This window comes from Streptomyces sp. V4I23, from assembly GCF_030817975.1.
GTDB lineage: Bacteria > Actinomycetota > Actinomycetes > Streptomycetales > Streptomycetaceae > Streptomyces.
In genome coordinates, this window is the sequence record NZ_JAUSZW010000004.1 from 409,983 (window position 1) to 435,734 (window position 25,752).

At 72.9% G+C, this 25,752-nt stretch carries 22 protein-coding genes and 2 pseudogenes; 10 read left to right on the plus strand and 14 right to left on the minus strand.

What is annotated here, in order from left to right; genetic code table 11:
* Nucleotides 1–57 precede the first annotated feature (57 nt).
* From QFZ82_RS04185 to QFZ82_RS04215, 7 genes and pseudogenes are all read right to left on the minus strand, one after another.
* A complete protein-coding gene (locus QFZ82_RS04185; protein ID WP_307717614.1) occupies nt 58–966 on the minus strand; it encodes an aldo/keto reductase family oxidoreductase in 909 nt (302 codons plus the stop codon).
* Nucleotides 967–1,044: 78 nt separating this feature from the next.
* Nucleotides 1,045–1,146 (minus strand): hypothetical protein, encoded by a 102-nt coding sequence (locus QFZ82_RS04190; RefSeq protein ID WP_307711823.1) that lies wholly within the window; start codon nt 1,144–1,146, stop codon nt 1,045–1,047.
* 23 nt (nt 1,147–1,169) lie between these two features.
* Nucleotides 1,170–1,712: pseudogene (locus QFZ82_RS04195) on the minus strand (amidohydrolase family protein); the annotation flags it as partial.
* 49 nt (nt 1,713–1,761) lie between these two features.
* A pseudogene (locus QFZ82_RS04200) lies at nt 1,762–2,107 on the minus strand (amino acid permease); the annotation flags it as partial.
* A 193-nt stretch (nt 2,108–2,300) separates the two neighbouring features.
* The gene (locus tag QFZ82_RS04205) at nt 2,301–2,813 is read right to left on the minus strand and encodes a GNAT family N-acetyltransferase (RefSeq protein WP_307711824.1); all 513 of its coding nucleotides are present in this window, start codon (nt 2,811–2,813) and stop codon (nt 2,301–2,303) included.
* A gap of 219 nt (nt 2,814–3,032) precedes the next feature.
* Complete coding sequence (locus QFZ82_RS04210) at nt 3,033–4,616, minus strand: amidohydrolase (RefSeq protein WP_307711825.1); 1,584 nt, start codon at nt 4,614–4,616, stop codon at nt 3,033–3,035.
* Nucleotides 4,617–4,629: 13 nt separating this feature from the next.
* Nucleotides 4,630–6,075, minus strand: coding sequence for an APC family permease (locus tag QFZ82_RS04215; protein ID WP_307711826.1), 1,446 nt, complete (start codon nt 6,073–6,075; stop codon nt 4,630–4,632).
* A gap of 124 nt (nt 6,076–6,199) precedes the next feature.
* Here QFZ82_RS04215 and QFZ82_RS04220 point away from each other — a divergent pair, with 124 nt between their 5' ends.
* Nucleotides 6,200–6,832, plus strand: a complete 633-nt coding sequence (locus QFZ82_RS04220; RefSeq protein ID WP_307711827.1) for a TetR/AcrR family transcriptional regulator — start codon at nt 6,200–6,202, stop codon at nt 6,830–6,832.
* 95 nt (nt 6,833–6,927) lie between these two features.
* A complete protein-coding gene (locus QFZ82_RS04225; protein WP_177151518.1) occupies nt 6,928–7,083 on the plus strand; it encodes a DUF6131 family protein in 156 nt (51 codons plus the stop codon).
* A gap of 160 nt (nt 7,084–7,243) precedes the next feature.
* Here the strand turns inward: QFZ82_RS04225 and QFZ82_RS04230 are convergent, their stop codons facing one another.
* Entirely contained in the window at nt 7,244–7,894 is a 651-nt protein-coding gene (locus QFZ82_RS04230) for a TetR/AcrR family transcriptional regulator (RefSeq protein ID WP_307711828.1), read from the minus strand.
* A gap of 131 nt (nt 7,895–8,025) precedes the next feature.
* Here QFZ82_RS04230 and QFZ82_RS04235 point away from each other — a divergent pair, with 131 nt between their 5' ends.
* The 4 genes from QFZ82_RS04235 (at nt 8,026) to QFZ82_RS04250 (ending at nt 12,825) form a co-directional block, all read left to right on the plus strand.
* A complete protein-coding gene (locus QFZ82_RS04235; protein ID WP_307711829.1) occupies nt 8,026–8,904 on the plus strand; it encodes a metal-dependent hydrolase in 879 nt (292 codons plus the stop codon).
* 128 nt (nt 8,905–9,032) lie between these two features.
* Nucleotides 9,033–10,127, plus strand: coding sequence for a PDR/VanB family oxidoreductase (locus QFZ82_RS04240; RefSeq protein ID WP_307711830.1), 1,095 nt, complete (start codon nt 9,033–9,035; stop codon nt 10,125–10,127).
* Between the two features lie 56 nt (nt 10,128–10,183).
* Nucleotides 10,184–11,053, plus strand: coding sequence for a M24 family metallopeptidase (locus QFZ82_RS04245; protein WP_307711831.1), 870 nt, complete (start codon nt 10,184–10,186; stop codon nt 11,051–11,053).
* A complete protein-coding gene (locus tag QFZ82_RS04250; protein WP_307711832.1) occupies nt 11,053–12,825 on the plus strand; it encodes an SDR family oxidoreductase in 1,773 nt (590 codons plus the stop codon). The genes QFZ82_RS04245 and QFZ82_RS04250 overlap by 1 nt, the downstream gene beginning before the upstream one ends.
* 18 nt (nt 12,826–12,843) lie before the next feature.
* Here the strand turns inward: QFZ82_RS04250 and QFZ82_RS04255 are convergent, their stop codons facing one another.
* The 5 genes from QFZ82_RS04255 to QFZ82_RS04275 form a co-directional block, all read right to left on the minus strand.
* On the minus strand, nt 12,844–14,859 hold the full coding sequence (locus QFZ82_RS04255) for a glycoside hydrolase family 5 protein (RefSeq protein WP_373429228.1): 2,016 nt from the start codon (nt 14,857–14,859) through the stop codon (nt 12,844–12,846).
* 276 nt (nt 14,860–15,135) lie between these two features.
* Nucleotides 15,136–17,475, minus strand: coding sequence for a glycoside hydrolase family 95-like protein (locus QFZ82_RS04260; RefSeq protein WP_307711833.1), 2,340 nt, complete (start codon nt 17,473–17,475; stop codon nt 15,136–15,138).
* Nucleotides 17,476–17,882: 407 nt separating this feature from the next.
* Complete coding sequence (locus QFZ82_RS04265) at nt 17,883–18,893, minus strand: MASE1 domain-containing protein (protein WP_307711834.1); 1,011 nt, start codon at nt 18,891–18,893, stop codon at nt 17,883–17,885.
* Between the two features lie 82 nt (nt 18,894–18,975).
* Complete coding sequence (locus QFZ82_RS04270) at nt 18,976–19,821, minus strand: PP2C family protein-serine/threonine phosphatase (protein WP_307711835.1); 846 nt, start codon at nt 19,819–19,821, stop codon at nt 18,976–18,978.
* 359 nt (nt 19,822–20,180) lie between these two features.
* Entirely contained in the window at nt 20,181–20,699 is a 519-nt protein-coding gene (locus QFZ82_RS04275) for a GNAT family N-acetyltransferase (protein WP_307711836.1), read from the minus strand.
* 92 nt (nt 20,700–20,791) lie between these two features.
* On the opposite strand from QFZ82_RS04275, the gene QFZ82_RS04280 reads away from it, so the two are divergent.
* The 4 genes from QFZ82_RS04280 to QFZ82_RS04295 all read left to right on the plus strand — a co-directional run bounded on the left by QFZ82_RS04280 (nt 20,792) and on the right by QFZ82_RS04295 (nt 25,334).
* Complete coding sequence (locus tag QFZ82_RS04280; protein ID WP_307711837.1) at nt 20,792–21,427, plus strand: cupin domain-containing protein; 636 nt, start codon at nt 20,792–20,794, stop codon at nt 21,425–21,427.
* 638 nt (nt 21,428–22,065) lie between these two features.
* The gene (locus tag QFZ82_RS04285; RefSeq protein WP_307711838.1) at nt 22,066–23,496 is read left to right on the plus strand and encodes an NAD(P)/FAD-dependent oxidoreductase; all 1,431 of its coding nucleotides are present in this window, start codon (nt 22,066–22,068) and stop codon (nt 23,494–23,496) included.
* Between the two features lie 213 nt (nt 23,497–23,709).
* Entirely contained in the window at nt 23,710–24,555 is an 846-nt protein-coding gene (locus QFZ82_RS04290) for a class I SAM-dependent methyltransferase (protein WP_307711839.1), read from the plus strand.
* A 149-nt stretch (nt 24,556–24,704) separates the two neighbouring features.
* On the plus strand, nt 24,705–25,334 hold the full coding sequence (locus QFZ82_RS04295) for a DNA polymerase ligase N-terminal domain-containing protein (RefSeq protein WP_307711840.1): 630 nt from the start codon (nt 24,705–24,707) through the stop codon (nt 25,332–25,334).
* A gap of 81 nt (nt 25,335–25,415) precedes the next feature.
* On the opposite strand, the gene QFZ82_RS04300 is transcribed toward QFZ82_RS04295, so the two are convergent.
* Nucleotides 25,416–25,592, minus strand: a complete 177-nt coding sequence (locus tag QFZ82_RS04300) for a hypothetical protein (RefSeq protein ID WP_307711841.1) — start codon at nt 25,590–25,592, stop codon at nt 25,416–25,418.
* Nucleotides 25,593–25,752: the final 160 nt, after the last annotated feature.

The window sequence follows — 25,752 nt, forward strand, 5'->3', positions numbered from 1 at the left end:
GCGGGCGGGGCCGTGCCGGGACGCCCGGCGCGGCCCCGCCCGCGCAGCGGTGTCCGGTCAGGGCAGCGGTTCGCCGCGCGCGGTGAGCCAGAGCTCGTACCACTCCTCGTGGCTCAGCTCCGGGTCCTGCTGCACGGCGTCGCGGCAGGCGCGGATCCGTTCGGGGCGCGCGCTGCCGACGACCGGTGCGATCCGCGCGGGGTGACGCCGCAGCCACCACAACAGGATGGTCTCCGGCGTCGTGCCCTTCGCCTTCGCCATGGCGGCGACCAGTTGCGCGGTCGCCTCCTCGTCGGCCGTCTCCTGCAGGCCCGTGTAGCGCCCCTGTGCGAGGGCGCCCCACGCCTGAAGCCGCACCCCGTTGTCCCGGCAGAACTCGACGGTCCCGAACGGGAAGCCGTTGGCCGCGGCCGCCGGGGTGTTCACCAGCACGCCGGCTTCGAGCCAGTCGCGCCGGTGGAGGCTCATCTCCAACTGGTTGGCGACCAGCGGGACGTCGAGCCTGGCCTGCAGCTGCGCGATCTGGGCCGCCCCCATGTTCGACACGCCGAAACGGCGCACCAGACCCTGCCGGTGCAGTGCGGTCAGCGCCTCGGCGAGGTCGTCCGGGTCCGCCAGCGGGTCCGGGCGGTGCAGCAGCAGGACGTCGATGACGTCGGTCCGCAGCCGCGTCAGGCTCTCCTCGACCCGGCGGCGTACCGTCCGGCCCCGCAGGTCGTAGATGCCGGGCCGGTCGCCGTCCGCGAGCCGGATGCCGCACTTGGTCTGCACGACGATGCGCTCGCGCAGCCCGGGCGCCCTCGCGAGCACCTCGCCGAAGACCGCCTCGGCCTTGCCGTGCCGGTAGATGTCGGCATGGTCGAAGGTGGTCATGCCGCACTCCAGCGCCGCCTCGACCACCGCCTCGGCCTGGGCGATCTCCTGCGCGCCATAGGGCTCGGTGTCCCAGCCCCCGCCGAGCCCCATGCACCCGTAGAGCACCGTTTCCTGGTGTGCGTCGTCCTGTGTCGTCACGCCCGTCACCCTACGACGGCCTGTCTTCGGTCAGCCGCCGTATTCCACCCGGCCGCCGACCACGACGGTCTCCGCGACGGTGCCGGGGATGTCCTCCGGGGCCGAGCGCAGGATGTCGCGGGAGAGAACCACGAAGTCGGCGGCCTTGCCGATCGTCAGCGAACCGCGGTCGAGTCCAGGAAGTTGGCGTACGCGGAGCCCATGGTGTACCCGTGGACCGCGGCCGCCACGCTGATCGTCTCCTGCGGCATCCAGGGCTCGCCGCCGTCCAGAGGGCGCCGGGTGACGGCGGTGTAGACGCCGATCATCGGGTCCATCTCTGCCACGTTCCAGTCACTGGAGAGGGCGAGTACGGCTCCTGCCTCGTGCAGACTGCGCAGGGGCCACGCCTTGTGCCAGCGGCCGGCGCCGACGTTCTCCGCCCAGTCCTTGCCGGGCCCCGCGACCTCGGGTGCGCAGTGACGGGGCTGCATGCACGCGACCACGCCCAGGCCGGCGAAGCGCGGAGTGTCGTCGGGGTCGAGGCATTCGACGTGGACGATCTGATGGCGGGCGTCTCGCGGGCCGTTGACCGTGCGGGCGTGCTCGACAGCGTCCAGCACGGTGCAAACGCCCCGGTCGCCGGTGGCGTGGACGAAGCACTGGAAGCCGCGGGCGTCCAGCTTCGCCAGCAGGCCCGCGAACTCCTCGGGCGGGTAGAAGGTGTCGCCGCGGTGGTGGCGGCAGCCCGCGTACGGTTCGAGAAGGGCCGCCGATCGAGGCCTCGAAGACGATGTACGCGAGGACGGCGAGCATGCCCGAGGCCATGCCCGTGATCCGGCCCAGGCCGTGGGAGATGTAGCCGTAGAAGGCGCCGGCCGCGGTGATCCGTTTCGCCATGGCGACATAGCCGACGGAGAAGACGGTCAGGACGAGTGTCGCGAAGAGATACCGGCGGGCGCGCCGGTGCCGTTGCCGAATCCGACAGCGATGGGGAGGTTGCCGGTCATCGCCGTCATGGGTGCGGCCGTGGCGACCGCCATGAAGACGAGTCGACGAGACCGACCGAGTTCGCCTTGAGCCGTTGCACCTCAGGGGTGCCGTTGTCTGCCATGGCGTGAGAGCTTCCTCCGGAGTGACCCACGCCACAATCGACAGGTGGTCGAACAATTGCCCGGCGCGGCGGACGAGTTGTCGTCCCGTGCAGCGGCCGGGAGGGCCGTTCCGTCGTGGGGGTGCGCAGGCGGCGCCTCGCCGCTGCACCGGGGCCCGGCGGCGGGACGCACCCGCCACCGGCCCCGGGCGGTTCACCGCGGGGTCGGGTCCGCTGCCGTCATGCGGAAGCGGGCCGTGTCCGCGTCGCTGCTCCAGCGCCGCAGCCCGGCCTTCTCCAGCACACGGACCGAGGCCGGATTCGAGAGCTCCACCCGGGCATGCACGGTGTGGACTCCCGGTGCCGTCAGGGCGAACTCCGCGAGGGCGCGGGTGGCTTCGGAGGCGTAGCCCCGGCCCCGCCGGGAGGGCACGATGCCGTACCCGATCTCGATGGCCCCGTCGGTGGGCGGCCAGAACAGGCCGATGGAGCCGACCACCAGCCCGGTGTCCCGCTCGATGACCAGCCGGTGCCCGTACGCGTGCAGGGCGTCGGGGCTGCCGGTGACGAAGCCCGCGATGACGCGGTCGCCGTCGGCGGGGAAGTCCTCCGCCCAGTGGGCGCGGTGAGTGTCACCGAGGACGGCGGCGAGTTCACCCGCGGACCAGGTCCGCAGGACGAGGCGGTCGGTGGTCAGATCCGTACCGGCCGATGAGAAAGAAGACACGCGACTCTCCTGGTCGTGTTGACGACCGGGCCGCTCACACTGCGCGCGCGGCCCGGACAAGGGCATGCTGACGGCGGGCCTCGCAGGCCATATTCATCAACCTCCCTCGTCGCAGGGGCAGTCGCGGCTCTCGCACGCCGGGGAATCGTAACAGCGGGCATCGCCTCGCCGACCGGAATCCCTTGCGGGCCCGGCGTATTCGCCGGGCCCGCCGCCGGGCTATGCCGCCGACCGGTGGGTGATGCGGCCTCCCGTCATGGTCAGCAGGACCGGCGCCTCGGCGACCTCGTCCGCCGGGGCGTCCACGGGATCGAGGGCGAAGGCGGTGAGATCCGCCCGGCGGCCGGGGGTGATCCGGCCGGACACGTCCTGTTCACCGCCGGCCACGGCCGCGTGGGTGGTGCAGCCCTCCAGGGCCATCAGGCCGGTCAGTCCGGCGCGGGAGGACGCCGCGCCCTTCGGGGCGCGGGCGGTCGCCAGCACCTCGCGGGCGTCGTAGTGCGCGATCGGCCAGTCGGAGCCGAGCGCGAGCCAGGCGCCGGCGTCCCGAAGGTCCCGGCAGCGCCAGGCCCGGCCGGACCGTTCGTCCCCGAGCCGCCGGGACCACTCATCGGTGCGGTCGGCCCGGGTGTACGCGGTGTGCGGGGGCTGCATGGAGGCGATGACGCCCAGCTGGGCGAAGCGGGGGATCTGCTCCTCGGGCACGGTCTCGATGTGTTCGATGCGGTGCCTGAGCCGCGCGCCGGCGCCGAGCGCTTCCACGGTGTCCAGCACGTGCCGCACGGCGGCGTCACCGATGGCGTGGGTGGCGGTGCGCACACCGGCGGCGTGCAGTCGGTGGACGGCCGCGGCGTACGCCTGCGGATCGGGCCAGAAGGCGTCCGTTCCCTGGCCGTGGCAGTCGGCGTGCTCCAGCCACGCGGTGCCGCCCTCGACCGTGCCGTCCATGAAGAACTTGACCCCGTCGACGCGCCAGCGGCGTCCCGCGCGGGACTGCAGTGCGATCAGCTCGTCCAGGTCCGCGGCGCTCGCACCGGGCATGCACCAGGGAGCGAGGCGCAGGCGCAGCGGCAGGTCGCCCTCCTCCTCGACGGCGGTGAGGAGTTCGGGGACGTCGCCGTCGCCGAGGTCCATGACATGGGCGCCGGTCAGCCCGGTCGCCGCCATCGCGGAGAGCAGTTCGACGAGCCGGGACCGGCGCTCGGCGACCGACGGCTTGGGCACGAGTCCGCTCACCAGGTCCATGGCGGCGTGCTCGATCAAGTGCCCGGTGGGACGGCCCGTGCTGTCGCACACCACGGTGGCCCGCTGCTCGAACGACCGGGGGCCTTCGATGCCCGCGGCCCGCAGTGCGGCGCCGCTGACGAGGGCGGAGTGGCCGTCGTAGAGCCGGATGAAGGCGGGCGCGCCGGCGAGGACGTCCTCGATCAGGTCGCGGTCGACGGGCTTGCCGCCGAAAACGTTGTGGTCGAGACCGTACGCGGTGATCCATCCGTCGGTGGGAACCGCGGCGCGCAGGGCGGTGCGCAGTTGGCCGAGGTCGCGTACGCAGGAGAGGTCGGTGCCGGTGGCCATCTGCAGTCCCCACACGGGGTGGCTGTGGCTGTCGGTGAGGCCGGGGACGACGGTGGCACCGGGCAGGTCGATGCTCACGCTGTCCGGTCCGCGCCACGGGCGTACGTCGTGCTCGTCCCCGACGGCGGCGATCGTGCCGTCCTTGACGGCCACGGCGGTCGCGTGCGGACGGCCGGGGTCGAGGGTGCGGACGCCTGCTGCGGTGAGGACGATGTCTGCGGTGGGCACGGGCTGTTGTTCCCTACTCGTTCGGTTCGGTGGCGAATCCGGCGTACACCTCGGGCCGGCTGCGACGCAGCCACAGGGCCAGCGCGACGCCGAGGAGGAAGACGGCGGGGACGAGCGTGACGAGGACGGTGTTGACCACCGGCGAGGCGCCGGTGAAGAGGGCGACCTTCGAGACGACGAGCCAGATGGCGACGACGAGCAGGACGGCGGCGGTCACCGGTGCGACGACGGTGCGCATCCGGCCCTCGCGGTGACTGATGCGGCGGAAGTAGCACGGGACGGCGACGGCGGCGAGCAGCATCAGCGCCATGAGCCCGATCATGCCGGGGGTGTTCACCCACAGCAGCAGTTGCGTGTAGGGCTCGGCTCCGGCGGCCGCGAAGCCGAGGACGACCAGGGCTCCGAGGACCGTCTGGGCGATGCCCGCGACATAGGGGGAACGGTGGCGCGGGTGCACCTTCGCGAGCGCCTTGGGCAGGACGCCTTCCTCGGACAGCGCGAGTCCGTAGCGGTTGATGGCGTTGTGGAAGGCGAGGAGCGACGCCAGGATGCTGGTCACGATGAACACGTGCATCAGGTCCGCCGCCCAGCTGCCGACGTAGGTGGTGATGGCGGCGAAGAACAGTCCGCCGGGGTCGTCGGCGGCCGCGGCGACGACGGCTTCGTCGCCGAATGCCTGGATCACGGTCCAGACGACGAACGCGTAGAAGATCCCGAGGAATGCGACGGCGATGTAGGTGGCACGGGCAATGGTGCGGGCGGGGTCGCGGGCCTCGCGGCGGTAGATGACGGTGGACTCGAAACCGGTGAAGGCCGAGAAGGCGAAGGCGAGGACGGCGGCGGTGCCGGGGACCAGGACGTGGCCGGGTGCGAAGGAGTCCAGCCCGATGCCGCCCTCGCCGCCCTTGATCAGGACGCCTGCGGCGAGCAGCAGGAGGATTCCGGTTTCTGCGAGGAGCAGGACGCCGAGGACCTTGGCGCCGAAGTCGATCGAGCGGAAGCCGCCCCACCAGATGAGCAGCAGGCCCGCGAGCGAGACGGGCAGCCAGGGGATGTCGATGCCCCACAGGGCGTGCGCGGTGTCGGCGGTGGCCGTTCCCAGGAGCCCGTAGACGCCGATCTCCATCCCGTTGTAGCCGATCATCGCGAGCAGGGCGGCGCCCATGCCGACGGGTTTGCCCAGGCCCCGGGTGATGTAGGCGTAGAAGGCGCCTCCGCTGCGGACGTTGCGGCTCATCGTGGTGAAGCCGACGGCGAAGATCGCCAGGGTGACTCCGGCGAGCAGGTAGCCGGCCGGGGCGCCGATGCCACCGAGCACGATGGCGATGGGGGCGACGCCGGCCATCACCGTGAGCGGGGCGGCGGCGGAGACGACGAAGAAGGCGATGTCGGCGGTGCCGAGCGTGCCCGGGCGAAGGTCGGGAGCGGAGCCGGCTCTCGCCTCGGTGGTTGCGGACATGCGGGGGAAGCCCTTCTGCAAAACGGCGGGAGGGGGGCGCGATCCGTAAACCTAAAGGCTTTCGGTTGTGGCAATGTAGCTTCCGCTTGGGCATCCGGGAAGACTTCGACGGGGAGCAGCACACATGGGAAGGCCGCGGACACCGCTGCTGGACAGGACGCGTATCGCCGCGACCGCTCTGCAACTCGTCGACGAGCAGGGCGAGTTCAGCGTCCCGCAGGTCGCCCGGCGGCTGGGCGCGCAGACCGCGTCGGTGTACCACCATGTGGACGGGCGGGACGGGATCGTCGAGCTGATGCGGGAGCGGGTGTGCGCGGCGATCGACTCGGGGACCCTGGATCTGCGCCCCTGGGACACCGCCATGGCGATGTGGGCCCGCTCCTACCGCGCGGCCTTCGCCGTCCATCCACGGGTGATCCCGCTGCTGATGACCTCGCCCGTCCGCGCCCCGAAGGTCCTCGAGCAGTACGAGCGGGCCGTCGGCCTGCTGCTCGGCGCGGGATTCCCGCGCGACGAGGTGATGAACGTGATCATCGCCCTGGAGAACCTGGTCCTGGGCTCGGCCCTCGACATGGCGGCGCCGCAGGCGATGTGGGAGCTCGCCGACGAGGCGGCCGCACCTCAGCTCGCGAGCGCGCTGACCGCGCTGTCGCCCCGGCGCGCGGACGCCGCGTTCGAACTCGCCCTCCAGGGATGCATCGCACACTTCCGTACGCTCCTGCCGGCCCCGGCGTCCGACCCCGCCCCGCAGCCGTAGGGCGGTGCGGCGACCCGGGCCCCGGGTCGCCCGTTTGCTCCCGCGGAGAGTGGAAAGCCGTACAGCATAGGGCCGCTCCGACAACGGAGGAAAAAATGATCATCCTCGGGCTGATACTTCTGATCGTCGGCGCTGTGGCGAACATCGGCATTCTGTGGACCATCGGCATCATTCTGGTCGCGGTCGGAGCGATCCTCTGGCTGCTCGGCGCGGTCGGTCACGCAGTCGGCGGCCGTCGCCACTACTGGTGACCGTCCCGGTCGCAACGCCGCCCCGCAGGCAGCACCACCTGGTACGCAGCACCGTCCCGAACAGCCCACCGCCTCGTCGGCCGCCGGCCGGCGGGGCGGTGGTGCGCGAGGGAGGACCCGTCACGAAGACGGCCGCACACCGATCCCGGGCGAGGGTCCGTCACGGGGACGGCCGCACACCGATCCCGGCGAGGATGCGCTCCCACCGGGCGTCGTCGTCGACCGCTGTCCCGACCAGGGCGTAGAAGCTGCGTTCACACAGCCCGATGAGGGCCGTCCGGTCCGTCGACGGCTCCTCCAGCCACGCCAGGACGACCTCCTCCATGTACGCGAGCCACCCCGCCACGGCGAGCGCGACGGCGGGGGTGTGCGGCGCGCCCGCGGCCCTCAGGGCGTCCGAGAGCCATCCCGCGAGCGTGGACCGGGCCGAGCGGTGCAGGGCACGCGTCCCGCTGCCCGTGTTCAGCCGGGTGACAGCCTGATAGACGGTCGGGTGCCGGGACACGTAGTCGACGAAGGTCTCCATGCCGGAGCGCAGTTGCTCGGCGGGGCTCAGGGCCGGATCGGGCCGGACATGCGTCAGCAGCTCCTCGGCAGCGGCCTGCAGGATCGCCTGCCGGAAGGTGCGCTGCGACCCGAAGTAGTGGAACAGCAGCCCCGGCGAGACGCCGGCCTCCATGGCGACGGCCTCGACGGAGATCTCGTCGATGGTGCGGAATTCAAGCACGCGGCGGGCCGCGGCCAGGATCTGGGTCCGCCGGTCGGTCGGAGGCATCCGGGACGCGCGGGCGGAAGAGCTGTGCCGAGTCATGCGCCCATCCTATTGACAAGAAGTCAATAACTCCTACTGTTGAGTAACCCTCAATAAGGGGCCGGCCGGGACGCCGCCCCTTTCCCGGGTCCTGCCCATCCCCTCTCCACGCGTCGGAGGAGTGTGCCCGTATGAGCACCACGGAAGAGCACGACGACCTTGTCCTTCAGCCACGGGACGTCAGCTTCGACTGGGCGAGCCTGCCGCTGCACTGGATCCCCGGCCGGCCGATGGCCACCCACGTGATCAACGTCCTCCACCTGCTCCTGCCGGAGGGGGAGCGCTGGTTCGTACGCACCTTCCAGGAGGCGCTGCCCCTGATCACCGACGAGAAGCTGCGCGAGGAGGTCCTCGGCTTCGTCGGACAGGAGGCGGTCCACGCCGAAGCTCATCAGGGCGTCCTCGACCACTTCCTGGCCCGGGGCCTGGACCCCCGTCCCTACGTCGAGCAGGTCGAGTTCGTCTTCGGCCGGGTCCTCGGCACACGACCGGGCCTCCCCGAGGCGCGGCGGCGGGAGCAGGTGATCGAGCGCGTCGCGATCATCGCGGCCGTCGAGCACTTCACCGCCTTCCTCGGCGACTGGGTGCTCAACGCGGAGGGGCTGGACCGGGCCGGCGCCGACCCGACGATGCTCGATCTGCTCCGCTGGCACGGCGCCGAGGAGGTCGAGCACCGCAGCGTGGCCTACGACCTGCTGCGCCATCTGGACCCCGGATACCTGCGGCGCATCCGCACCATGGCCATCGGCGGCCCGGTGCTCCTCCACCTGTGGATCCGCGGGGCCCGGTTCCTGATGGCGGCCGATCCGACGCTCCCGCCGGGCGCGCGGCCCACCTGGCGCGCGTACGGGGAGGCGGCCCGGCGCGGGCTGCTGCCACGGCTCGGCAGGCTGACGCGCTCCGCCTCCCGCTACCTCAGCCCCCGCTATCACCCCTCACAGGAGGGTTCGACCCGGCAGGCGGTCGCCTACCTCGGCTCCTCTCCGGCTGCCCGCGCCGCCGCGCACTGAGCGGGCGCGCACCCAGACCTGCCGGCGTCGCACGCGGCGGGCAACCGATCCACTGCCCGCCGTGCGCACCCGCCCGAGCCCCACGCCGTACGCACCCGCTCCGCCACACGCCAGACAAGGACCATCCGATGAGCCGCCACCGCGTCCCCGCGCCACCCGACCTGTACGGAAGAGGCCGCAGCGACCGCCTCATGCGTTTCCTCGCCGCGTTCTCCGACGTCTACCTCCCCGTCGTCAGCAAGGCCGACCGCTACGGACGGCGTCCGCCCCGGCCCGCCGCCACCTCCCTCGAACTCGTCGTCGCCGCCCGCGCGACCGAGGCCGAGGACGTCGTCTCGCTGCGGCTGACCGCACCTGACTGCTCCCCGCTGCCCCGCTGGCAGGCCGGTGCCCACATCGATCTGTGCCTGCCGTCCGGCCGCGTACGGCAGTACTCCCTGTGCGGCACGGCGGACGACCGGTACGCGTACCGGATCGCGGTCCGCCGCATCGCCGGCGGAGGCGGCGGATCCGTAGAGGTGCACGACGCCCTGCCAGTGGGCTCGCGCGTCACCGTCAAGGGGCCGCGCAACGCGTTCCCCTTCGCCGCCGAGCCGGCCGTGCTGTTCCTCGCGGGAGGCATCGGCATCACGCCGGTCCTGCCGATGGCCCGCGAGGCAGCCCGGCTCGGCCTCGACTGGCGCCTGATCCACACCGGCCGCTCACGCGCCTCGCTGCCGTTCGCCGCGGAACTCGGCGAACTCGCGGCGCTCGGCGGCGACCGGGTGGAGATCCTGCCCGACGACGAGCACGGCGTGCCCGACGGCGCGAACCTCCTCGGCCGCGCGCCCGCCGGAGCCGCCGTCTACTGCTGCGGCCCGGGCCCCCTGCTGGACTCCGTACGCGGCGCCTTCGACGGCAGCGGCGCGTCCGCCCTGCACTTCGAACGGTTCACCGCCGCTCCGGTCCTCGACGGCCGGCCGTTCGAGCTGAGGCTGCGGCGCAGCGGTGAGGTACTTCCCGTGCCCGCTGACCGGTCCGTGCTCGACGTGCTGCTGGAGCGGGACCCGGCGACCCCGTACTCCTGCCGCCAGGGGTTCTGCGGCGTGTGCACCCAGCGGGTCACCTCCGGCACCGCCGAACACCGGGACGGCAGACTCACCGAGCGGCAGCGGGCCGACGGCCGGATCCGCGTGTGCGTCTCCCGGGCGCCCGAGGGCTCCCGCCTCGAACTGGACATGTAGACCCTGCCCTCCTGGGACGCGCAGACCCTCTCCCCCGACACCACGAAGGCGAGACCATGAGCACCCCCGCGACACACCGCACGACACGCTCCTCCCGCATGCCCTCGTTCCCGTTCGACGACCACGACCTCGACCGATTCCGCGAACTCCAGCAGCTCGCCTACGGCTGTGCGCAGCGGGTCGGCGACTGGCTGGAACCGGGCGTCACCGAACGCCAGGCCGCCGCGCGGCTGCGCCGCGAACTGGTCGCCGAGGGCGTCCAGGACTTCTTCCACGTGCCCTTCGCCTGGTTCGGCGACCGCACCGCGTTCCGGCACTTCCGCACACCGCTGCAGTTCTTCGCCAGCGGCCGCCGCCTCGAAGAGGGCATGTCCTACGTCCTGGACTGCGCCCCGGTCGTCGACGGCTACACGGCCGACATCGGCTACGCCGGCAGGATCGGTGACAATCCGGTCTGGGACCGGATGGCCCAGGACCTGCGCGAGTACCGCGAACTGATCGTGCGGGAGGTGCGACTGCGCAAGCCGCTCGCCGAGGTGTACGCGGCCGTGGACGCACTGATCGCCAAGCACGGTTACGACAACCGCCACAAGGTCTACCCGGGCCGGGTCATCGGCCACCAGGTCACCCGGACGAAGGCCCTCGGGCCCGCCGGGGTCACCGTGTTCGGCTTCGGCGTGCGCACCCTGCAGACCCTGGGCCGCGAACTCATCGGCGAGCGACTGCACGGCCGGTCCCCGCTGTGGGCCGACGGCCGCTCCTCGCGCCACGCCCCGACGCCGGGGCTGTGGGCCGTCGAGCCGCACATCGGATTCCGGGACGTGGGACTGAAGTTCGAGGAACTGCTCGTGGTCACCGAGGACGACGCCTACTGGCTCGACGACGACCTGCCCCACGTCCGCCGCTGGCAGCAGGCCGCAGCCTGATGGCCGCCGCAGACGCGCTCGGCGCCCCGGAAGAACCGCGCCGCCGCACGGTGCACTCCGGCGGCGTCCCGCTCGCCGTGTACGAACAGGGCGACCCCGCCCGCCCCACCGTGCTGCTGGTGCACGGCTACCCCGACACCCACCGCGTGTGGGACGACGTCGCCGCCGCGCTCGCCGCCGAACACCACGTCGTGCGCTACGACGTGCGCGGCGCCGGCGACTCGGGCCGCCCCGCCCGCCGGCGCGACTACCGCCTGGAACTGCTGGCGGGCGACCTGTTCGCCGTGGCCGGGGCCGTCAGCCCGGACCGCCCGGTCCACGTGGTCGCCCACGACTGGGGCTCCATCCAGTCCTGGGAGGCCGTCACCCACCCCGACGCGACCGGCCGCATCGCCTCGTACACCTCGATCTCCGGCCCGTGCCTCGACCACGTCGGACACTGGATCCGCCACCGCCTGGCGAGGCCCACGCCGCGGCATGTCGCACAGCTCCTGGGGCAGTTGGCGCACTCCTGGTACATCGCCGCGTTCCATCTGCCCGTCCTCGCGCCCGCCGCCTGGCGGCACGGGCTGGCCGACCGCTGGGGAACGGTCCTGCGCCTCGCCGAGGCCGTGACCCCCCGGCCGGGCCACCCGCAGCCCACGCTCGCCGGTGACGCGGTACGCGGCATCAACCTCTACCGCGCCAACATGCTCCCCCGGCTGCTGCGCCCGAGGGCACGGCCGACCACCGTTCCGGTGCAGCTCATCGGCCTCACCCGGGACCACTACGTCAGTCCGGCACTCGCCGAGGGCCTCGAACGCTGGGTCCCGCACCTGTGGCGGCGCACCGTGCCCGCCACCCACTGGTCCGCACTGCTGGAGAAGGGAACCACCGTGGCCCGTATGGTCGAGGAGTTCGTCGCCCGTCCCGAGGGGCGTACCGCACCCGCGGCCCGCCGGACACCGAAGGACCGCAAGCCGTTCACCGGCCGGCTGGCCGTCGTCACCGGCGCCGGCAGCGGCATCGGCCGGGCCACCGCCCTGGCCTTCGCCGAGCAGGGCGCCGACGTCGCGCTGTGCGACCTCGACCTGGAGGCCGCCGAGCGCACCGCCGAACTGGCCCGCCTGCTCGGAGCCTCGGCCCGCGCCTGGCGGGTCGACGTCTCGGACGGCACGGCGGTCGACACGTTCGCCGCCGGCGTCACCGAGGAGTTCCGCGTGCCGGACATCGTCGTGAACAACGCGGGCATCGGCCACTCCGGCACCTTCCTGGAGACGACGGAGCAGGAGTGGCGGCGCGTCCTGGACGTCAACCTGTGGGGTGTCATCCACGGCTGCCGCGCCTTCGGCAGCCTCATGGCCGAACGCGGTGAGGGCGGACACATCGTCAACCTCGCGTCGGCCGCCGCCTACCTGCCGTCCAAGTTGCTGGCCGCCTACGCCACCAGCAAGGCCGCCGTCTTCATGCTCTCCGACTGCCTGCGCGCCGAGATGGCCGGTTTCGGCGTGGGCGTGTCCGCGATCTGCCCCGGCATCGTCAACACCAACATCACGAGGACGACGACCTTCTCCGGTCTCGACGCCGCGCAGGAGGCCGCACGGCAGAAGCGGGTCTCCGGCATGTACGCCAGGCGGAACTTCCCGCCGGAGAAGGTGGCCGACGAGATCCTGCGCGCAGTCACCGGCGACCGTGCGGTCGTGCCCGTCACCTTCGAGGCCAAGGCGGCCCGCCTGATCGGCAGGCTCTCCCCCGGCCTGCTGCGCACCGCTGCCCGCCTCGACATCGGCTGAGGCGAGCGGAGACCCGCGTCAGCGCAAGGGCCGGCAGAGCAAGGCGTAGGGCCTGCCCGCGGCCCCTGCGCGGCGGGTGGAGGCGATGCCCGCGGCGTACTCGCCGTCGGTGCACTGGCCCTTGTAGTGGCCGTGGGCGAAGTCGCCGCCCCGGGCCGCCGGCGGCCGGTTGTCGTGGCGGTCGAACCAGACCGTCCGGTGCGCCGTGCCCAGCGGCGTCCGGGCCGGGGCGCACAGGGCGGCGGAGACGGCGGCGCCGCGGACGCTGTACCCGATCAGGAAGTGGCCGGGCGCGCACTGGAGTTTGGTGTAGCCGCTCGCCCAGTCACGGCCGGGGGTCACATGCCGCTCGTCGCGCACCACCTCGTGGACGCGGTCCGGCGCCCAGAGGTCGCGGGCCGCGGTGTCGGTGCACAGGCCCCGGTTCCCGGTGTGGCTCAGCCCGGCGAGACGCTGCCCGTCGGGGCAGGCCGCCTTGCGCGCGCCGGCGTCCCAGTCCCCCGCGGCCCGCATCCGCGCGGACTGGACGAAGTCGCCGTGGTCGGGGCTGAGCATCGACCACCGGTCCGTGGCGGGGACCTGGCCGGTCCTGCCGTCGGCTGCCGTCAGACGGGACCACGCGCCCGCCCGCCAGTCGTCGCCGTCGTACACCCCGATCCGCCGGCCGGCGCTGTCCCAGTGGAGCAGCGCCCAGCCGTTGCCCTTCCTGTCCTCGTGCCAGCCGACCAGCGGCCAGTACGCGAAGTCGGCGTCGGTCCTGATCAGCTGGTCGACGAAGTTCTCGAACCAGGCACGCTGCTTCTCGCCGTGCTCGTCCCTCCCGCCGATCCCGAACTCGCTGATCCACACGGGTGCGGTGAAGTGCTGGTCCTTCCGGGCCGTGACGTAGAAGGCCTGCTGGTGCAGGACCTCCTCGAGAGCGACGGGTGCGAGGTCCCGGTAGCGGGGGTCGGAGGTCTCGCCCGTTCCGGTCGCGCCGGTGTGGTGGGGCCCGGTGTAGTCGTAGAAGTGGGCGGAGTACACGAGTTTGCCCGAGGTGACGAGCGTGTGCGACAGCCGCTGTACGGGCTGCAGGGTGGGCCGCCCGTGCGGGAGGCCGTCGACGGGGACGCCGGTCCAGTTGATGCCCTCGACGATCACGAGGAGGTCCGGATCGGCCTCCTGGAGGATGCGGTCGCCGAGCCTCTGGGAGGCCGCGAACCAGTCGTGCCCGTCGCCGAGGCCCCAGTTGGGGTCGTCCCACAGAGAGCGGCGCACCTCGTTGTAGAGGTCGGCGCCGACGACGCGCGGGTTGTGCCGGTAGCGCTTCGCCATGAAGAGCCAGTCGTCCTCCCAGGCACGGTCGCTCTGGCTCGCGTTCCACCGCTCGTTCCCGTCCAGGCCGCAGCACCAGCGGGTGGTGTTGGTGTGGTTGTTGAGGATCACCGCGAGCCCGGCTCCGGTGAGAGCGGCGACGGCGGCGTCGTAGACCTCCAGGGGTGTCCTGCCCCGCAGTCGGGGGTTGGCCGCCACGGCGGCGTCGGTCACGGGGTGCGTGGCGTGCACCATCTCGTTGGAGAAGGGCAGGCGAACACTGTTGAGCCCGAGTTCGCGGAAGCCGGCGACGATCTCGGCCAGGGGCGCGCGGTCCAGGCCGAGCGGCACACGCCCGGACATCTCGCCCGCGTGGTGGTTCGCGGGGTCGTCGGGGCTGCCGGAACCGGTCCAGGTGCCGGAGGCGCCGTGCCAGTTGCCGGACTTGAGCTTGAACCGGTTGCCGTGGGCGTCGACGATGTACCGGCCGCGGGTGCTGAGCGGGGGCGTCCAGTCGGTGGCGGAGCCGGTGGCAGAGGCGGGCGCCGCGCTCGGTCCGCCCACGGGCGCGGTGGTCCCCGCCACGCTCGCTCCCCCGCCGGGCGGCGATGCCGTCACCGCGCTCGGCGGCCCGGCCGGGAAAAGGCCCAGCACGAGCACGGCCACGGCAGGCCGGAAGAAGGTTCTGTTCACGGCTCTCCGTTCCGGCGTGCGCCGTGACCGCGCCCCGGTTTTTGACATGGCACCGCCATGATGACGGCCCGGCGCACCGGTGAACAGAGGTGTGGAGCAAGGCCGGGATGACGCCCCGTCGGCCCGGATGCGGGTGTACGCGGCCGCGTTGTTCACGAGGCCCGCCGGAGGACGGTCACCAGATGGACGTGCTCACGAGGCGCAGGACCCGGACCGAGGTGATCAGCGCGTTGGGCTCCTGTGCCCGCGCGGCCACCGGGCACCTGCCGCAGGGCCAGGTCCGCCGCGCCCTGCCCCCGCATCCCCGCGATGTTCCTCGCGGCGTCAGGCGGGCAGACCCCAGAACGGTGCCGGCTCGTTCGCGGCCACCGGGCGGATCCGCAGGTCCGGACGGTCGCCGCGGGCCGTGATCAGTGCCGTGTCGCCCTTGCCCAGCGGGATGCGGACCGTTTCGTCGGCGACGTGCTCGTACGGCAGCGTCCGGCCCTGCTCGTCGCGTACGTCCACAGGTCCTTCGATCCCGTGCCGCACGACGCAGGGCGCACCGGCCTCGCTGGTCAGCCGCACCCAGCGGGTGCGTCCGTCCTCGCGGACAGCGGTGAGCAGGAAGGCGCCCTGGGTGCGGAAGTCGTGGACGGCGAGCTCACGCCAGGCGGACGGCACCGCGGGGAAGACCCGGATCACGTCGCCCCAGGACTGGCAGATCATGTCGTGCAGCGACTGCGCCGCCGACAGCGGCGTCTCGATGACCGGTCCCGACTCCTTGTACAGCGTGTTGGCCTGGATGAACCGGCTCATCAGCTCGCCCAGATACCGCAGGGCGTCGTCGCCCTTGCCCAGGAGCGCGGACATGGAGGCGGCGCCCGTGAACGTGTAGCCCTGGAGAGCGCCTTCGAAGCTCACCCAGTGCCGCAGGGACTGCTCGACCAGAGCGCGCTCGGCGGCCGTGCGGCCGGTGACCTCGTACAGCGGATAGACGGCCAGCAGGTGGGAGTAGTGGCGGTGGGACTTCGCGAAGGGCACGCCCGAGCCGATCATGTAGCCGTTCGCGTCGACCGGATAGTCGGCCAGCCGGGAGTGCACCTCCTGCCATCGGGCGATCAGCGGGTCCTCGACACCGAGCGTGCGCGCCGAGTCGATGAGCGTACGGCAGCCCCAGCGCAGCAGCATCAGGTCGTAGTTGCAGTCGGGGGCGTCGACGCCGTACTCGGGCGAGAACGTGGGCGGCAGGTGGAGTCTGCCGTCGGGGCCGGGCGCGAGGAAGTGCAGGTAGTAGTTGACGGCCCGGCGCAGCAGCGGGAAGAGCACGTCTCGCAGGATCGACTCGTCCATGGTGTGGCGGTAGGAGAGCCACACGTTGTGCAGGGCCCAGGTGAGGTTTCCGACCTCGGGCGTGGGCGGGTTCTCCCCGGGGATGCCGACGCCGTAGCCGTTTCCGCTGGGTGTGGCGCCGCCGTTGACGAGCCGGGTGTCGGTGGTACGGGGAATGCCCGCCGAGTCGGACCGGTAGGGCGCCGCCACCTCGGCGGTGAGGTGGTCGCGGAACTCGCTCAACGCGCGGGTCACAGCGTCGAGTTCGAGGTGGTTCGATCCGTGGATCAGCCAGTACTCCAGCTGTACGTTGAGGTTCCACCAGGTGTTGGGCCACGGCGTGGGCTCCAGCCAGGGTCCGCAGGTCGCCATCACGGGGGCGTCCCTGCGGGCGGCCGCAGCCGCCTTGTAGAGCTGGATCCAGTAGAAGCGCTGCAGCCGGGCGTCGGGCAGTGAGAGGAAGCTCTTGCGGTAGTACCGCCGCCACCAGGCCCGGTGCGGGAGAGCGAACCGCTCGTACGGGGCGGAGGCAGCGGTCCGCACCGTACGCAGGGCGCGGTCGCGGGCGGTGGTCTTCGGGAACGAGTGGGCCACCGTGACGTACAGCGTGCGCCGCTCCTCCTGGCCGGTGTCGGTCCGTTCCCGCCAGGCGGTGACGTGCTGCCCGCCGGCCAGCAGCGGCTGGACGGCGGCGGTCACCTCGTCGTGCCGCTCGACCACGGCCGGCGGATTGGCCCGGTAGCCGTCGGGCAGGGGGCGGAAGGCGGCACGCGGGCTGATCGCCTCGGCCGGGTGGAAGACCCACCGGAAACCCTTCTCGCCCCCGCTGGGCGTGACTTCGACGGCCAGCACGGAGGCCGAGGTGTGCACGAACGCCCGCAGGCGCAGGGTTCCGGCGGTGGTCGTGAGCGTTCCGGTCAGCTCGGCGTCATGCAGCCGCAGCCGCCAGTCGAGGCCGGTGATCGTGCCGACCGGTTCCAGGGTGAAGTGGCCGATCGGCAGCCGGGCGAGGCCGAAGAGCGAGCCGAACTCGGGCCGGTGGTCCTGCACTTCCGAGTGCTGCACGTTGAAGCGGATCGCATTCCTGCCGCCGGGCTCGGCATAGATGCCGGAGCCGAGGCGGCCGTTGCCGAGGAAGGGCCCTTCGTACCAGGTCCTGGGCATGCGCTGCCAGACGAGGTCGGCGTCGTCGAGGACCGTGCGCCATGCATCCTCGGAGGGTCCCGGTTCCGCGGAGGCCGGCGAGGGGGCGGCCTCGGGCACCGCCCGGGCGACGGCGGGGACGCCTCCCACCACGAGGGCACCGCCGATCGCGGTACCGGTGGCGAGGACGGTTCTCCTGGACGTGACCATGGACGCCTCCCGGCGGCTCGTCAGGGAACTCCCTGAATTCATCCGAGCTTTCACTCGACGGAAGGTAGGGACGGGACGCGATGCCGTCAATAGCCCGGGAGAGATCCGATGACCGCGGTCGCGTCCGGCGAGGGGCCCTGGCCGCCGGACCGCGTCCGGCGGGGGCGCGAGGCCCGTATCCGGGCGGCGGCCGACGGGCCGCATCGACGGAGACCACGTCCGCGCGTGGCGGTGACAGGCGGACAGGTCCGGAGGGTCCAGGGGCCGAACCCGACCGAACCCGGCGGGCCGCACGCGGCGGAAGCGGGAGACGTATCCGGACGGAGAGGCGGGCCGCACCCGGCGGAGGCGGGAGGCATTTCCGGGCGGCGGCCGACGGGCCGCACCCGGCGGGCGCGGGCGCGGCGCTATTCGTCCGCGGCCCTCGGCTCCGCGCCCTTCCGTCCGTCGACCAGCGGCCACAGGTGGGCCGTCTCGCCGGGCGCGAGCTGGTCCACGACCTCCGCCAGGGCCCAGCACGCCTGTTCGATCCTGCGCCGGATGCCGATCTGCTCGGCGACGATGGCGGCAAGCAAGAGGGCCGTCAGCGCGGCGCAGCCGTTGAGCGCCTGGAGGATCACCATGACCTCCAGCAGCGTGCGGCCCGCGAACGGCCCGGCTCCTGCCGTCGCGGCGGCGATCGCCAGCACCGAGATCAGCACGGCACACGGGGCCGATCCGGGCAGCTGGAAGCGCAGCGCCGCCCAGATCAGCACCAGGAAGACCAGGAACAGCAGGTTCAGTTCGATGCGGGTGACGAGCACGGCCACGGCTGCCGAGGTCAGGCACAGCGCCGTTGCCTCGGTCCACCAGTACGGCCGCGTGTCGCGGGGCAGCCGGGCGCGGCGCAGCACCAGCAGGAGCGGCGTGATCACCAGGACGCCCATCGCGTCACCGGCCCACCACGCAGACCACACCGACCAGAACTCGCCGAGCGGCAGCGACCCGCTCCACACCACTGTCATCACGCCGAAGGTCGCGCTGATCAGCATGCCGCCCGCCCCGAGGAACACCAGCGCGAGCCCGTCCCGCAACCGGTCCAGCTCCGTGCGGAAGTCGATGCGCCGGAGCATCAGGTAGGCGACGACCGGCCCGAGGGTGTTCCCCGCCAGCACGCCGCTCGTGGCGAAACTCAGGGTGTCGAGTGTGGCGATGGTGGCGAGCACCCCCACGGCGATGCCCGGCCACACCCCGACGCCCATCCAGAGCAGACAGCTCAGGGCGATCCCGGTGGGCGGCCACAGCGGTGTCACGACCGCGCCCTCGACCACCACCTGCTGGAGGAGACCGATCTGTCCGCCGACCCAGTAGGCGGCGGCGACGGCGAGCATCCGCAGCAGCGCTGCGGCCGGGCGTCGGAGGTGTTCGCTACGGGGCACGTCTGTCATCAGACAACGTTCCCGGCTCCGCGCGCCGCCCTGACACGCCCTGCCCGCAGCGGGATCCTCGGCCGTCCGGAGGTCATGGGCGTGGCGGGCGGCTCTCCTCGGGATCGTGGACGAGCACCAGGACGGCGGCGTCGTCCGTGTGGTCCGTCTGCGCCGCGACCCCCATCACCTGCGACGCCAGCTCGGACGCCTCGACGCCGGCCGGGACCGCGGATCTGACCAGGCGGGCCACGGCGTCGAGGCCCGCCTCGATCGGATACGACGGCCCCTCCACGACGCCGTCGGTGAGCAGGACGAAGGCGCCCCCGCTGGACAGCCGGCGCCGCGCCACGGGATACGCCTCGCCGGGCAGGATGCCCAGCGGCACGCCCGCCTCGTCCTCCACGACCCCGCCCTGCCCGCCGGCCGTCGCCCATATGGCGGGCACGTGGCCGGCCCGGGCGCTCTCCAGCTCGCCGGTGGCGGGGTCGAAGCGGAGGAAGCTGCAGGTCGCGAAGAGGCCGTGGTCCATGGAGAGCAGCAGTTCGTTGGCCCAGCCCAGGACCTCGCCGGGGTCGGTGGTGGCGGTGGCTACGGCGCGCAGCCCCATGCGGACCTGGCCCATGAAGGCGGCGGCCTCCACGTCGTGGCCCTGGACGTCGCCGATCGAGAAGCCGAGCGAGCCGTCGGGCAGGACGAAGCCGTCGTACCAGTCGCCGCCGATGTCGAGGCCGTTGCGCGCCGGCACGTACTCGGCCGCGACCCGCAGTCCGGGCAGGTCGGGAAGCCCGGTGGGCAACATGGAACGCTGGAGGGCCTCGGCGAGTTCGACGCGGGCGCGCTGGCGCTCGGCGCCCTGCCGCACCCGGTCGGTCAGCCGCCCCAGGGTCGTCAGGAGATCGTCGGCCGTCGCCGATCGCGAAGGACGACGCCGGGTCATGGACCTCTCCGAGGAACGTCCGAAGGCCGACCGGCCTGGCCACTTCCTCACGCGGTGGCCCAGGCTCAGCTGGGCTCGTGCAGCCCGGACTCATTATATTTCCGGCGAACGCGCCGCCGCGCGGCGCGGCGGCGGGGGCTGCCGCGGCGAGGAGCGGCCGGCGGCGGGGGCTAGACGGTGTCCGACACGAGTTCCATGAGGTCGGACAGGCGACGCCGCCACAAATGCGTCCGGCGGCAGTAGAGCCGCAGGCGGCCCCGTCTTCCGGCATGCCGGAAGGGCCGGCCGCACCATCGGCACGGACGGAGCGCGCGTGCGTCGGCGCCGAAGCCGGACATCCGTTCCCCCATGACGCGAGGCTAGCGGGCCCGGCCTGCGGTCCGGTCGGCCGGGAGGCCGCTCGGTGTGCCGGTGAGGTCCAGCTCGCCGACGACCTGGTCCCCGCTCATCTCACCGGTCAGCCGGAAACCGAGCCTCAGGTAGAAGTCCTCCGGCCCGTTCTCCCCCTGCTTCCAGGTCACCGTCACCCGTGTGCCGCCACGTCTGCGGATCTCCTCGCACACGGACCGCACGGCGAAGCGGCCGTATCCGCGACCCTGTTCTCCCGCGGCGACCGCAAGCCGCCACAGCCCTGAACGCGGCCGGTCGTCCGGGTCGCCGGAGCTGAACCGTACGTCGAAGAAGGCCATCACGAAGCCGACGGGCCGGTCCCCGTCGACGATCAGCCGCGGCCAGGCGACATCGGGCTGCGCGTACGCCTCGGCGAGGGAGCGCGCGACGGGGGCCACGAAGACCCGCTGGTCGGGTCGGACAGCGAGGTCGCATGCGGCGAGCACGTTGTCGGCGGTGATCTTCTCCAGGCGGAGCGACGCTGTCATGCCGCGCACCCTATCGGCGGCGCCCAGCGGTCCTCGAACGCATTTTCAGGCCCGGCCCCGGCCGTCCTGCGCCGGGGTGCACGGGACCGCGCGTGGGTGGTTCAGGGCTTCCAGGGGCCGATGCGGTCCAGGCGGCGGCGCTGCTGGAGTGCGGTGGGGACATCGAGGCCCTGGCCGCGTTCGGCGAGGTGGTCGGCGACGGCGGTGCGGTGCTCGACGGGCTTGTGGTCGTCGTACTTGAACTTGGCCCGTACGTCGGCGACTTCCAGGCGCAGGCCGCGGATGCCGGGCAGCATCCGGCCGTACGGGGGCTGCTCGCCGACACCCTCGGCGTCTCCGTCTCCGCCCTGATGGAAGGCCCGTCCGAAGGCCGCGTCCGCATCGTGACCGCCGACGCCACGATGCCCCTGTGGACCGGAAGCAGGGGCAGCGAGGCACGGCTCATGCTGACGACCCCGGGACCGGCCCCGGTCGAGGTCTGGCGCTGGAAACTCGAACCCGGCGAGGAGTACCCCAGCCACCCGCACCAGCCCGGAGTCGTCGAAACCGTCTCCGTCACCTCCGGCCGGATGACCCTGGTGGTCGACGGCACCGAGCACCCCGTCGAAGCCGGACAGACCGCCGCCTTCGACGGCGACGCGCCCCACACCTACCGCGGCTCGGGCGACGAGACGTGCCACCTGATCATGACCGTCCACTTGCTGCCCGGACCCGCAGGCACTGCGTGAAGCGCAGACCGACCCCCTGGGCGATCAGCGTGCGCAGGTCCTCATGCGTGAGCGTCCCGAGCGGCTCGCGGCGCAGGGCCCCGGACACCCCACGTCGGCACAGGCGGCCGTCGGGCACGCTCGGGCCGGGGGCCCGGTGCCGGGATGAGCCGGGATGAGTAGGAGAGGCACCGTTGCTGAGTACCTCGCCCGATCACCGCCGCTCGCGCCGCTGATCGAATGGTGTCCATGACTTCTGACGCGTCCCCCCGACCCCGTCTGCGGCACGTCACCGCGACCGGGACCGCCCTGGCCGGTGTTCTGCTGCCGCTGGTGGCCGGAATGCTGCTCGCCAGGTCGGTCGGCTCGGACCCCATGACACCGGTCAACACCCTCATCACGCACGGCGGGCAGCGCGTCGGAGCCGTGCCGGGCCAGTGGCGCGGGTGCCGCCGGTACGCACTGCATCGCGGGACGGGGCGCGTCACCGGGCCGAGGACGCTGCGGGCACCGAGCAGAAGACAACTCGCCGATCGCGTCCGGAACTTCGGGCACCGTTCCCCGGAAGGGTCGTCGTCGAGCCGTCTCGGTGATCTTCGTGCCGTGGGCCGCGATACTGGTCGGACGAGACCGGCTCGCTGACCACGAGAGGCAGCTACATGGTGGACACCACGCAGGGGCAGGGCAGTTGGCGACGCAGCGCGGGCGGGCGGCACGCCGTCGTCGTCGGGGGCAGCCTCGCGGGGCTGCTCGCGGCGCACGTCCTTGCCGAGCACGCCGACAGGGTGACGATCGTCGAGCGGGACCGCTTCCCCGACGGACCGGACGCTCGCCCCGGCGTGCCGCAGGGTCGGCACGCCCATGTGCTCCTCGAAGGCGGACAGCTCGCGCTCGACGCGCTGCTGCCAGGATTCATGGCCGAGTTGAGAGCGTCGGGCGCACCTCGGATCGGCATGCCGTCGGACATGGTGCAGTGGCAGAGCGGCCGCTGGTTCCGGCGCACGCACGCGACCACGTACATCTACACCGGCTCGCGCGGCCAGATCGAGCACCTGGTCCGGGCGCGCGTGCTGGCCAACCCGGTGATCACGACGATCACGTCGACCGAGGCCGTCGGGCTGATCGGTGACGCCTCGCGCGTACGGGGCGTGCTGCTGCGCGAGCGGGGTGAGGGCGCGAAGGACGGCGGACAGGAGCCGCGCACACTGGATGCGGACGTGGTCGTGGACGCCTCGGGCCGTGGTTCACGCGCCTCGCAGTGGCTGTCGGCGATCGACGCCGAGCCGCCCGAGGAGGAGACCATCGACACGGGCCTCGCGTACGCCTCCCGCATCTACCGCAACAAGAGCGACAACCTCGGGTCCGATTCCCTCGGTTACTACGTCTACCCGAGCCCCGCGCAGGTCTGCAGCGGCGGGGTGCTGCCCCTGGAGGACGGGCGCTACCTGGTCGTCCTCGCGGGGCTGCGCGGCGACGAACCGCCCACGGACGAGGAGGGGTTCACCGCCTACGCGGCCCGCTTCCCGCATCCCTTCATCCACGACTGGCTGCGGGAGGCCGAGCCGGACACGCCGCCGTTCGGCTTCCGCCGGACGTCGAATCTGCGCCGCCGCTACGACCGGCCGGGCCGGCGACCGGCCGGTTTCCTCGCGACGGGCGACGCATTGTGCACGTTCAACCCGATCTACGGGCAGGGCATGGCCGTCGCGGCGATGAGCGCGGTGGCGCTGCGCGACGCGCTCGCCGATCCGCGGCGGACGCCGACGACGGCGCGCGTGCAGCAGGCGCTGTTCGAGGCGTCGCGGCAGGCGTGGGACATCTCGGCGGGCGCGGACAAGACGATGCCGGGGGCTGTGGGGAACGCCGTCACCGTCCGGGCCGTGGACCGGCCTGCCGGCTGGTACCTGAGCCGTGTCCAGCAGCGGTATCCGGGCGACCCCGTCGTGGGGCCCGCTTTCCGCTCCGTACTGACGCTCACGTCGCCGCTGACCGCGCTCTTCGCGCCCAAGGTGGCCCGTGCCGTGCTCCTCGGCCCCGTGGCGCGGACGCCGGCCAGACCTCCCATGACCCGCGAGGCGGCGTCAGGCTGAGCCGCGCGTGCGAGCCGTTCGGCGGGCCGCGCGCGGGGTGGGACGGCGGCCGGGCGGCGCGGCCCGGGGCATCGGCGGATGATGGGAAGAAGGTGACCAGGTCCCTCCGGCAGACAGGGCGCGCCGTCGCCCGGAAGGGCCCGCCGGAGGTGCGTCCGCGCGGGACCCGGCCGTCCCGAGCGGACGCGCAGAAGGCTTGCGAGGAGATCTGTCATGAGCGACGCGAGCGGGGCGGCATCAGGCGACCGTGCCCTGAAGACCAAGCACCGGAAGATGTGGGCGCTGGGTGACTATCCGGCTGTGGCGTCCGAGCTCATCCCGGACCTGGGGCCCCTTCTGGTGCGGGCCTGCGGGGTGAGCGGCGGGCAGCGCGTGCTCGACGTCGCGGCCGGTACGGGCAATGCCGCGATCCCCGCGGCGCTCGCCGGCGCGGATGTCGTGGCGTCCGACCTCACCCCGGAGCTGCTGGACGCCGGGCGGCAGGCGGCGGAGAAGCAGGGCGCGGAGCTGGAGTGGCGCGAGGCGGACGCCGAGGCGCTGCCCTTCGGGGACGGCGAGTTCGACGTCGTGATGTCCTGCGTCGGGGTCATGTTCGCCCCGCATCACCAGGCGGCCGCGGACGAGCTGCTGAGGGTGTGCCGGCCGGGCGGCACGATCGGCCTGGTCAACTGGACGCCCGAGGGCTTCGTCGGGCGCATGTTCGCGACGATGAAACCGTACGCGCCACCGCCTCCACCCGGTGCCCGGCCGCCGCCGCTGTGGGGCCAGGAGCAGCACGTCCGGGCGCTGTTCGCCGACCGGGTGACCGATGTCGACGCCCGCCGGCAGACGGTACGGGTGGACCGGTTCGAGTCGCCGGAGGCGTTCCGCGACTACTTCAAGGCGAACTACGGCCCCACCATCGCCACGTACCGCAACATCGCCGAGGACCCCGATCGCGTCGCCGCGCTCGACCGGGAGCTCGCGTCTCTGGCGCGCCGGGCGAGCGACACGGACGAGACCGCGCCGACGGCCATGGACTGGGAGTACCTGCTGCTCACCGCGCGCAAGCTCGACTGAGGCGCCCGGGCCCGGGCAGGCCGGTGCGCCGGTGTCACGGGGATACCGGCCCGCGCCGCCGCGCCGGGGCGCCGGCCGGGCGGACGCTTACGCGGGCGGGCGCCGGGTACCCCGGGGTCGGAGCCGTGGCCGGACACGAAGGAGGCCCCGTGCCCTCGACGGACGCGCTGGCGGAGTACCACCGCAAACGCGACTTCCGCAGAACGGCTGAGCCCAAGGGGAGCACCGGGCCCGGCGGACGGCCCGAGCCCTCGTTCGTGGTGCAGATCCACGACGCCACCGCCATGCACTTCGACTTCCGGCTCGAAGTGGACGGGGTTCTCAAGAGCTGGGCCGTGCCGAAGGGCCCGTCCGCCGACCCGCACGACAAGCGCCTCGCGATGCCGACCGAGGACCATCCGCTCGACTACGCGGACTTCGAGGGGGTGATCGCGGAGGGCGAGTACGGCGGCGGCACCGTGATCATCTGGGACGAGGGCACCTATCACGGCCTCGCCACCGACCGGCGCGGGCGCGAGATCCCGTTCGCGGACGCCCTGCGCGACGGTCACGCCTCGTTCTGCCTGCACGGCGGCAAGCTCCGCGGCGGGTACGCGCTGACCCGGACCCGGCCAGGCGGGGACGGGCAGCGCGAGGCCTGGCTGCTGGTGAAGAAGAACGACCGGCACGCGTCCTCGCACCACGCGACGGAGCCGCGCCGGGCGAGATCCGCCCGCACCGGCCGCACCCTCAAGCGGGTGGCGGCCGACGCCGCGGCGAGCGGACCGTCAAAGCGCTGAGGCGGGCGCAGCGAACACACGACGCCCGGTCTCCTCGAAAGGAGACCGGGCGTCCGACGTGTACGGGTGTCCTGGACGTTGTCAGACCTGGTCGGCCGTGCCGTCCAGGGCCGCCTGGGCGTCCCTGTCGGCGTCGGTGATGAGGGTGTCGGCGCTGCTGAGAGCGTCGGGGGCGGTCAGCGCCCCGTCCAGGGCGTCCGCCTGGGCGGCGGGCGGCGGGCTGACGGCGGCGATCACGGCGCCGGTGGCGAGAGACATGACGGCAAGGATGCTGCGCTTCTTCATGCCCCTTTCAACTGCCGGGGCCCACCGGAGGACACGGCCGATCCCGACTCGCTCGGCCGAGGTCCCGCCACCGGGCCGACGGACCGCGGCCGGACCGGCGCCCCGGGGCCCGACGGGACGGACCGGTCGCACC

Coding starts and splice junctions, on each gene's coding strand:
- QFZ82_RS04185 (WP_307717614.1), bottom strand. CDS start 966: ATGGGGCTCGGCGGGGGCTGGGACACCGAGCCCTATGGCGCGCAGGAG.
- QFZ82_RS04215 (WP_307711826.1), bottom strand. CDS start 6,075: ATGTCCGCAACCACCGAGGCGAGAGCCGGCTCCGCTCCCGACCTTCGC.
- QFZ82_RS04220 (WP_307711827.1), top strand. CDS start 6,200: ATGGGAAGGCCGCGGACACCGCTGCTGGACAGGACGCGTATCGCCGCG.
- QFZ82_RS04225 (WP_177151518.1), top strand. CDS start 6,928: ATGATCATCCTCGGGCTGATACTTCTGATCGTCGGCGCTGTGGCGAAC.
- QFZ82_RS04230 (WP_307711828.1), bottom strand. CDS start 7,894: ATGACTCGGCACAGCTCTTCCGCCCGCGCGTCCCGGATGCCTCCGACC.
- QFZ82_RS04235 (WP_307711829.1), top strand. CDS start 8,026: ATGAGCACCACGGAAGAGCACGACGACCTTGTCCTTCAGCCACGGGAC.
- QFZ82_RS04240 (WP_307711830.1), top strand. CDS start 9,033: ATGAGCCGCCACCGCGTCCCCGCGCCACCCGACCTGTACGGAAGAGGC.
- QFZ82_RS04245 (WP_307711831.1), top strand. CDS start 10,184: ATGAGCACCCCCGCGACACACCGCACGACACGCTCCTCCCGCATGCCC.
- QFZ82_RS04250 (WP_307711832.1), top strand. CDS start 11,053: ATGGCCGCCGCAGACGCGCTCGGCGCCCCGGAAGAACCGCGCCGCCGC.
- QFZ82_RS04255 (WP_373429228.1), bottom strand. CDS start 14,859: ATGTCAAAAACCGGGGCGCGGTCACGGCGCACGCCGGAACGGAGAGCC.
- QFZ82_RS04260 (WP_307711833.1), bottom strand. CDS start 17,475: ATGGTCACGTCCAGGAGAACCGTCCTCGCCACCGGTACCGCGATCGGC.
- QFZ82_RS04270 (WP_307711835.1), bottom strand. CDS start 19,821: ATGACCCGGCGTCGTCCTTCGCGATCGGCGACGGCCGACGATCTCCTG.
- QFZ82_RS04275 (WP_307711836.1), bottom strand. CDS start 20,699: ATGACAGCGTCGCTCCGCCTGGAGAAGATCACCGCCGACAACGTGCTC.
- QFZ82_RS04285 (WP_307711838.1), top strand. CDS start 22,066: ATGGTGGACACCACGCAGGGGCAGGGCAGTTGGCGACGCAGCGCGGGC.
- QFZ82_RS04290 (WP_307711839.1), top strand. CDS start 23,710: ATGAGCGACGCGAGCGGGGCGGCATCAGGCGACCGTGCCCTGAAGACC.
- QFZ82_RS04300 (WP_307711841.1), bottom strand. CDS start 25,592: ATGTCTCTCGCCACCGGCGCCGTGATCGCCGCCGTCAGCCCGCCGCCC.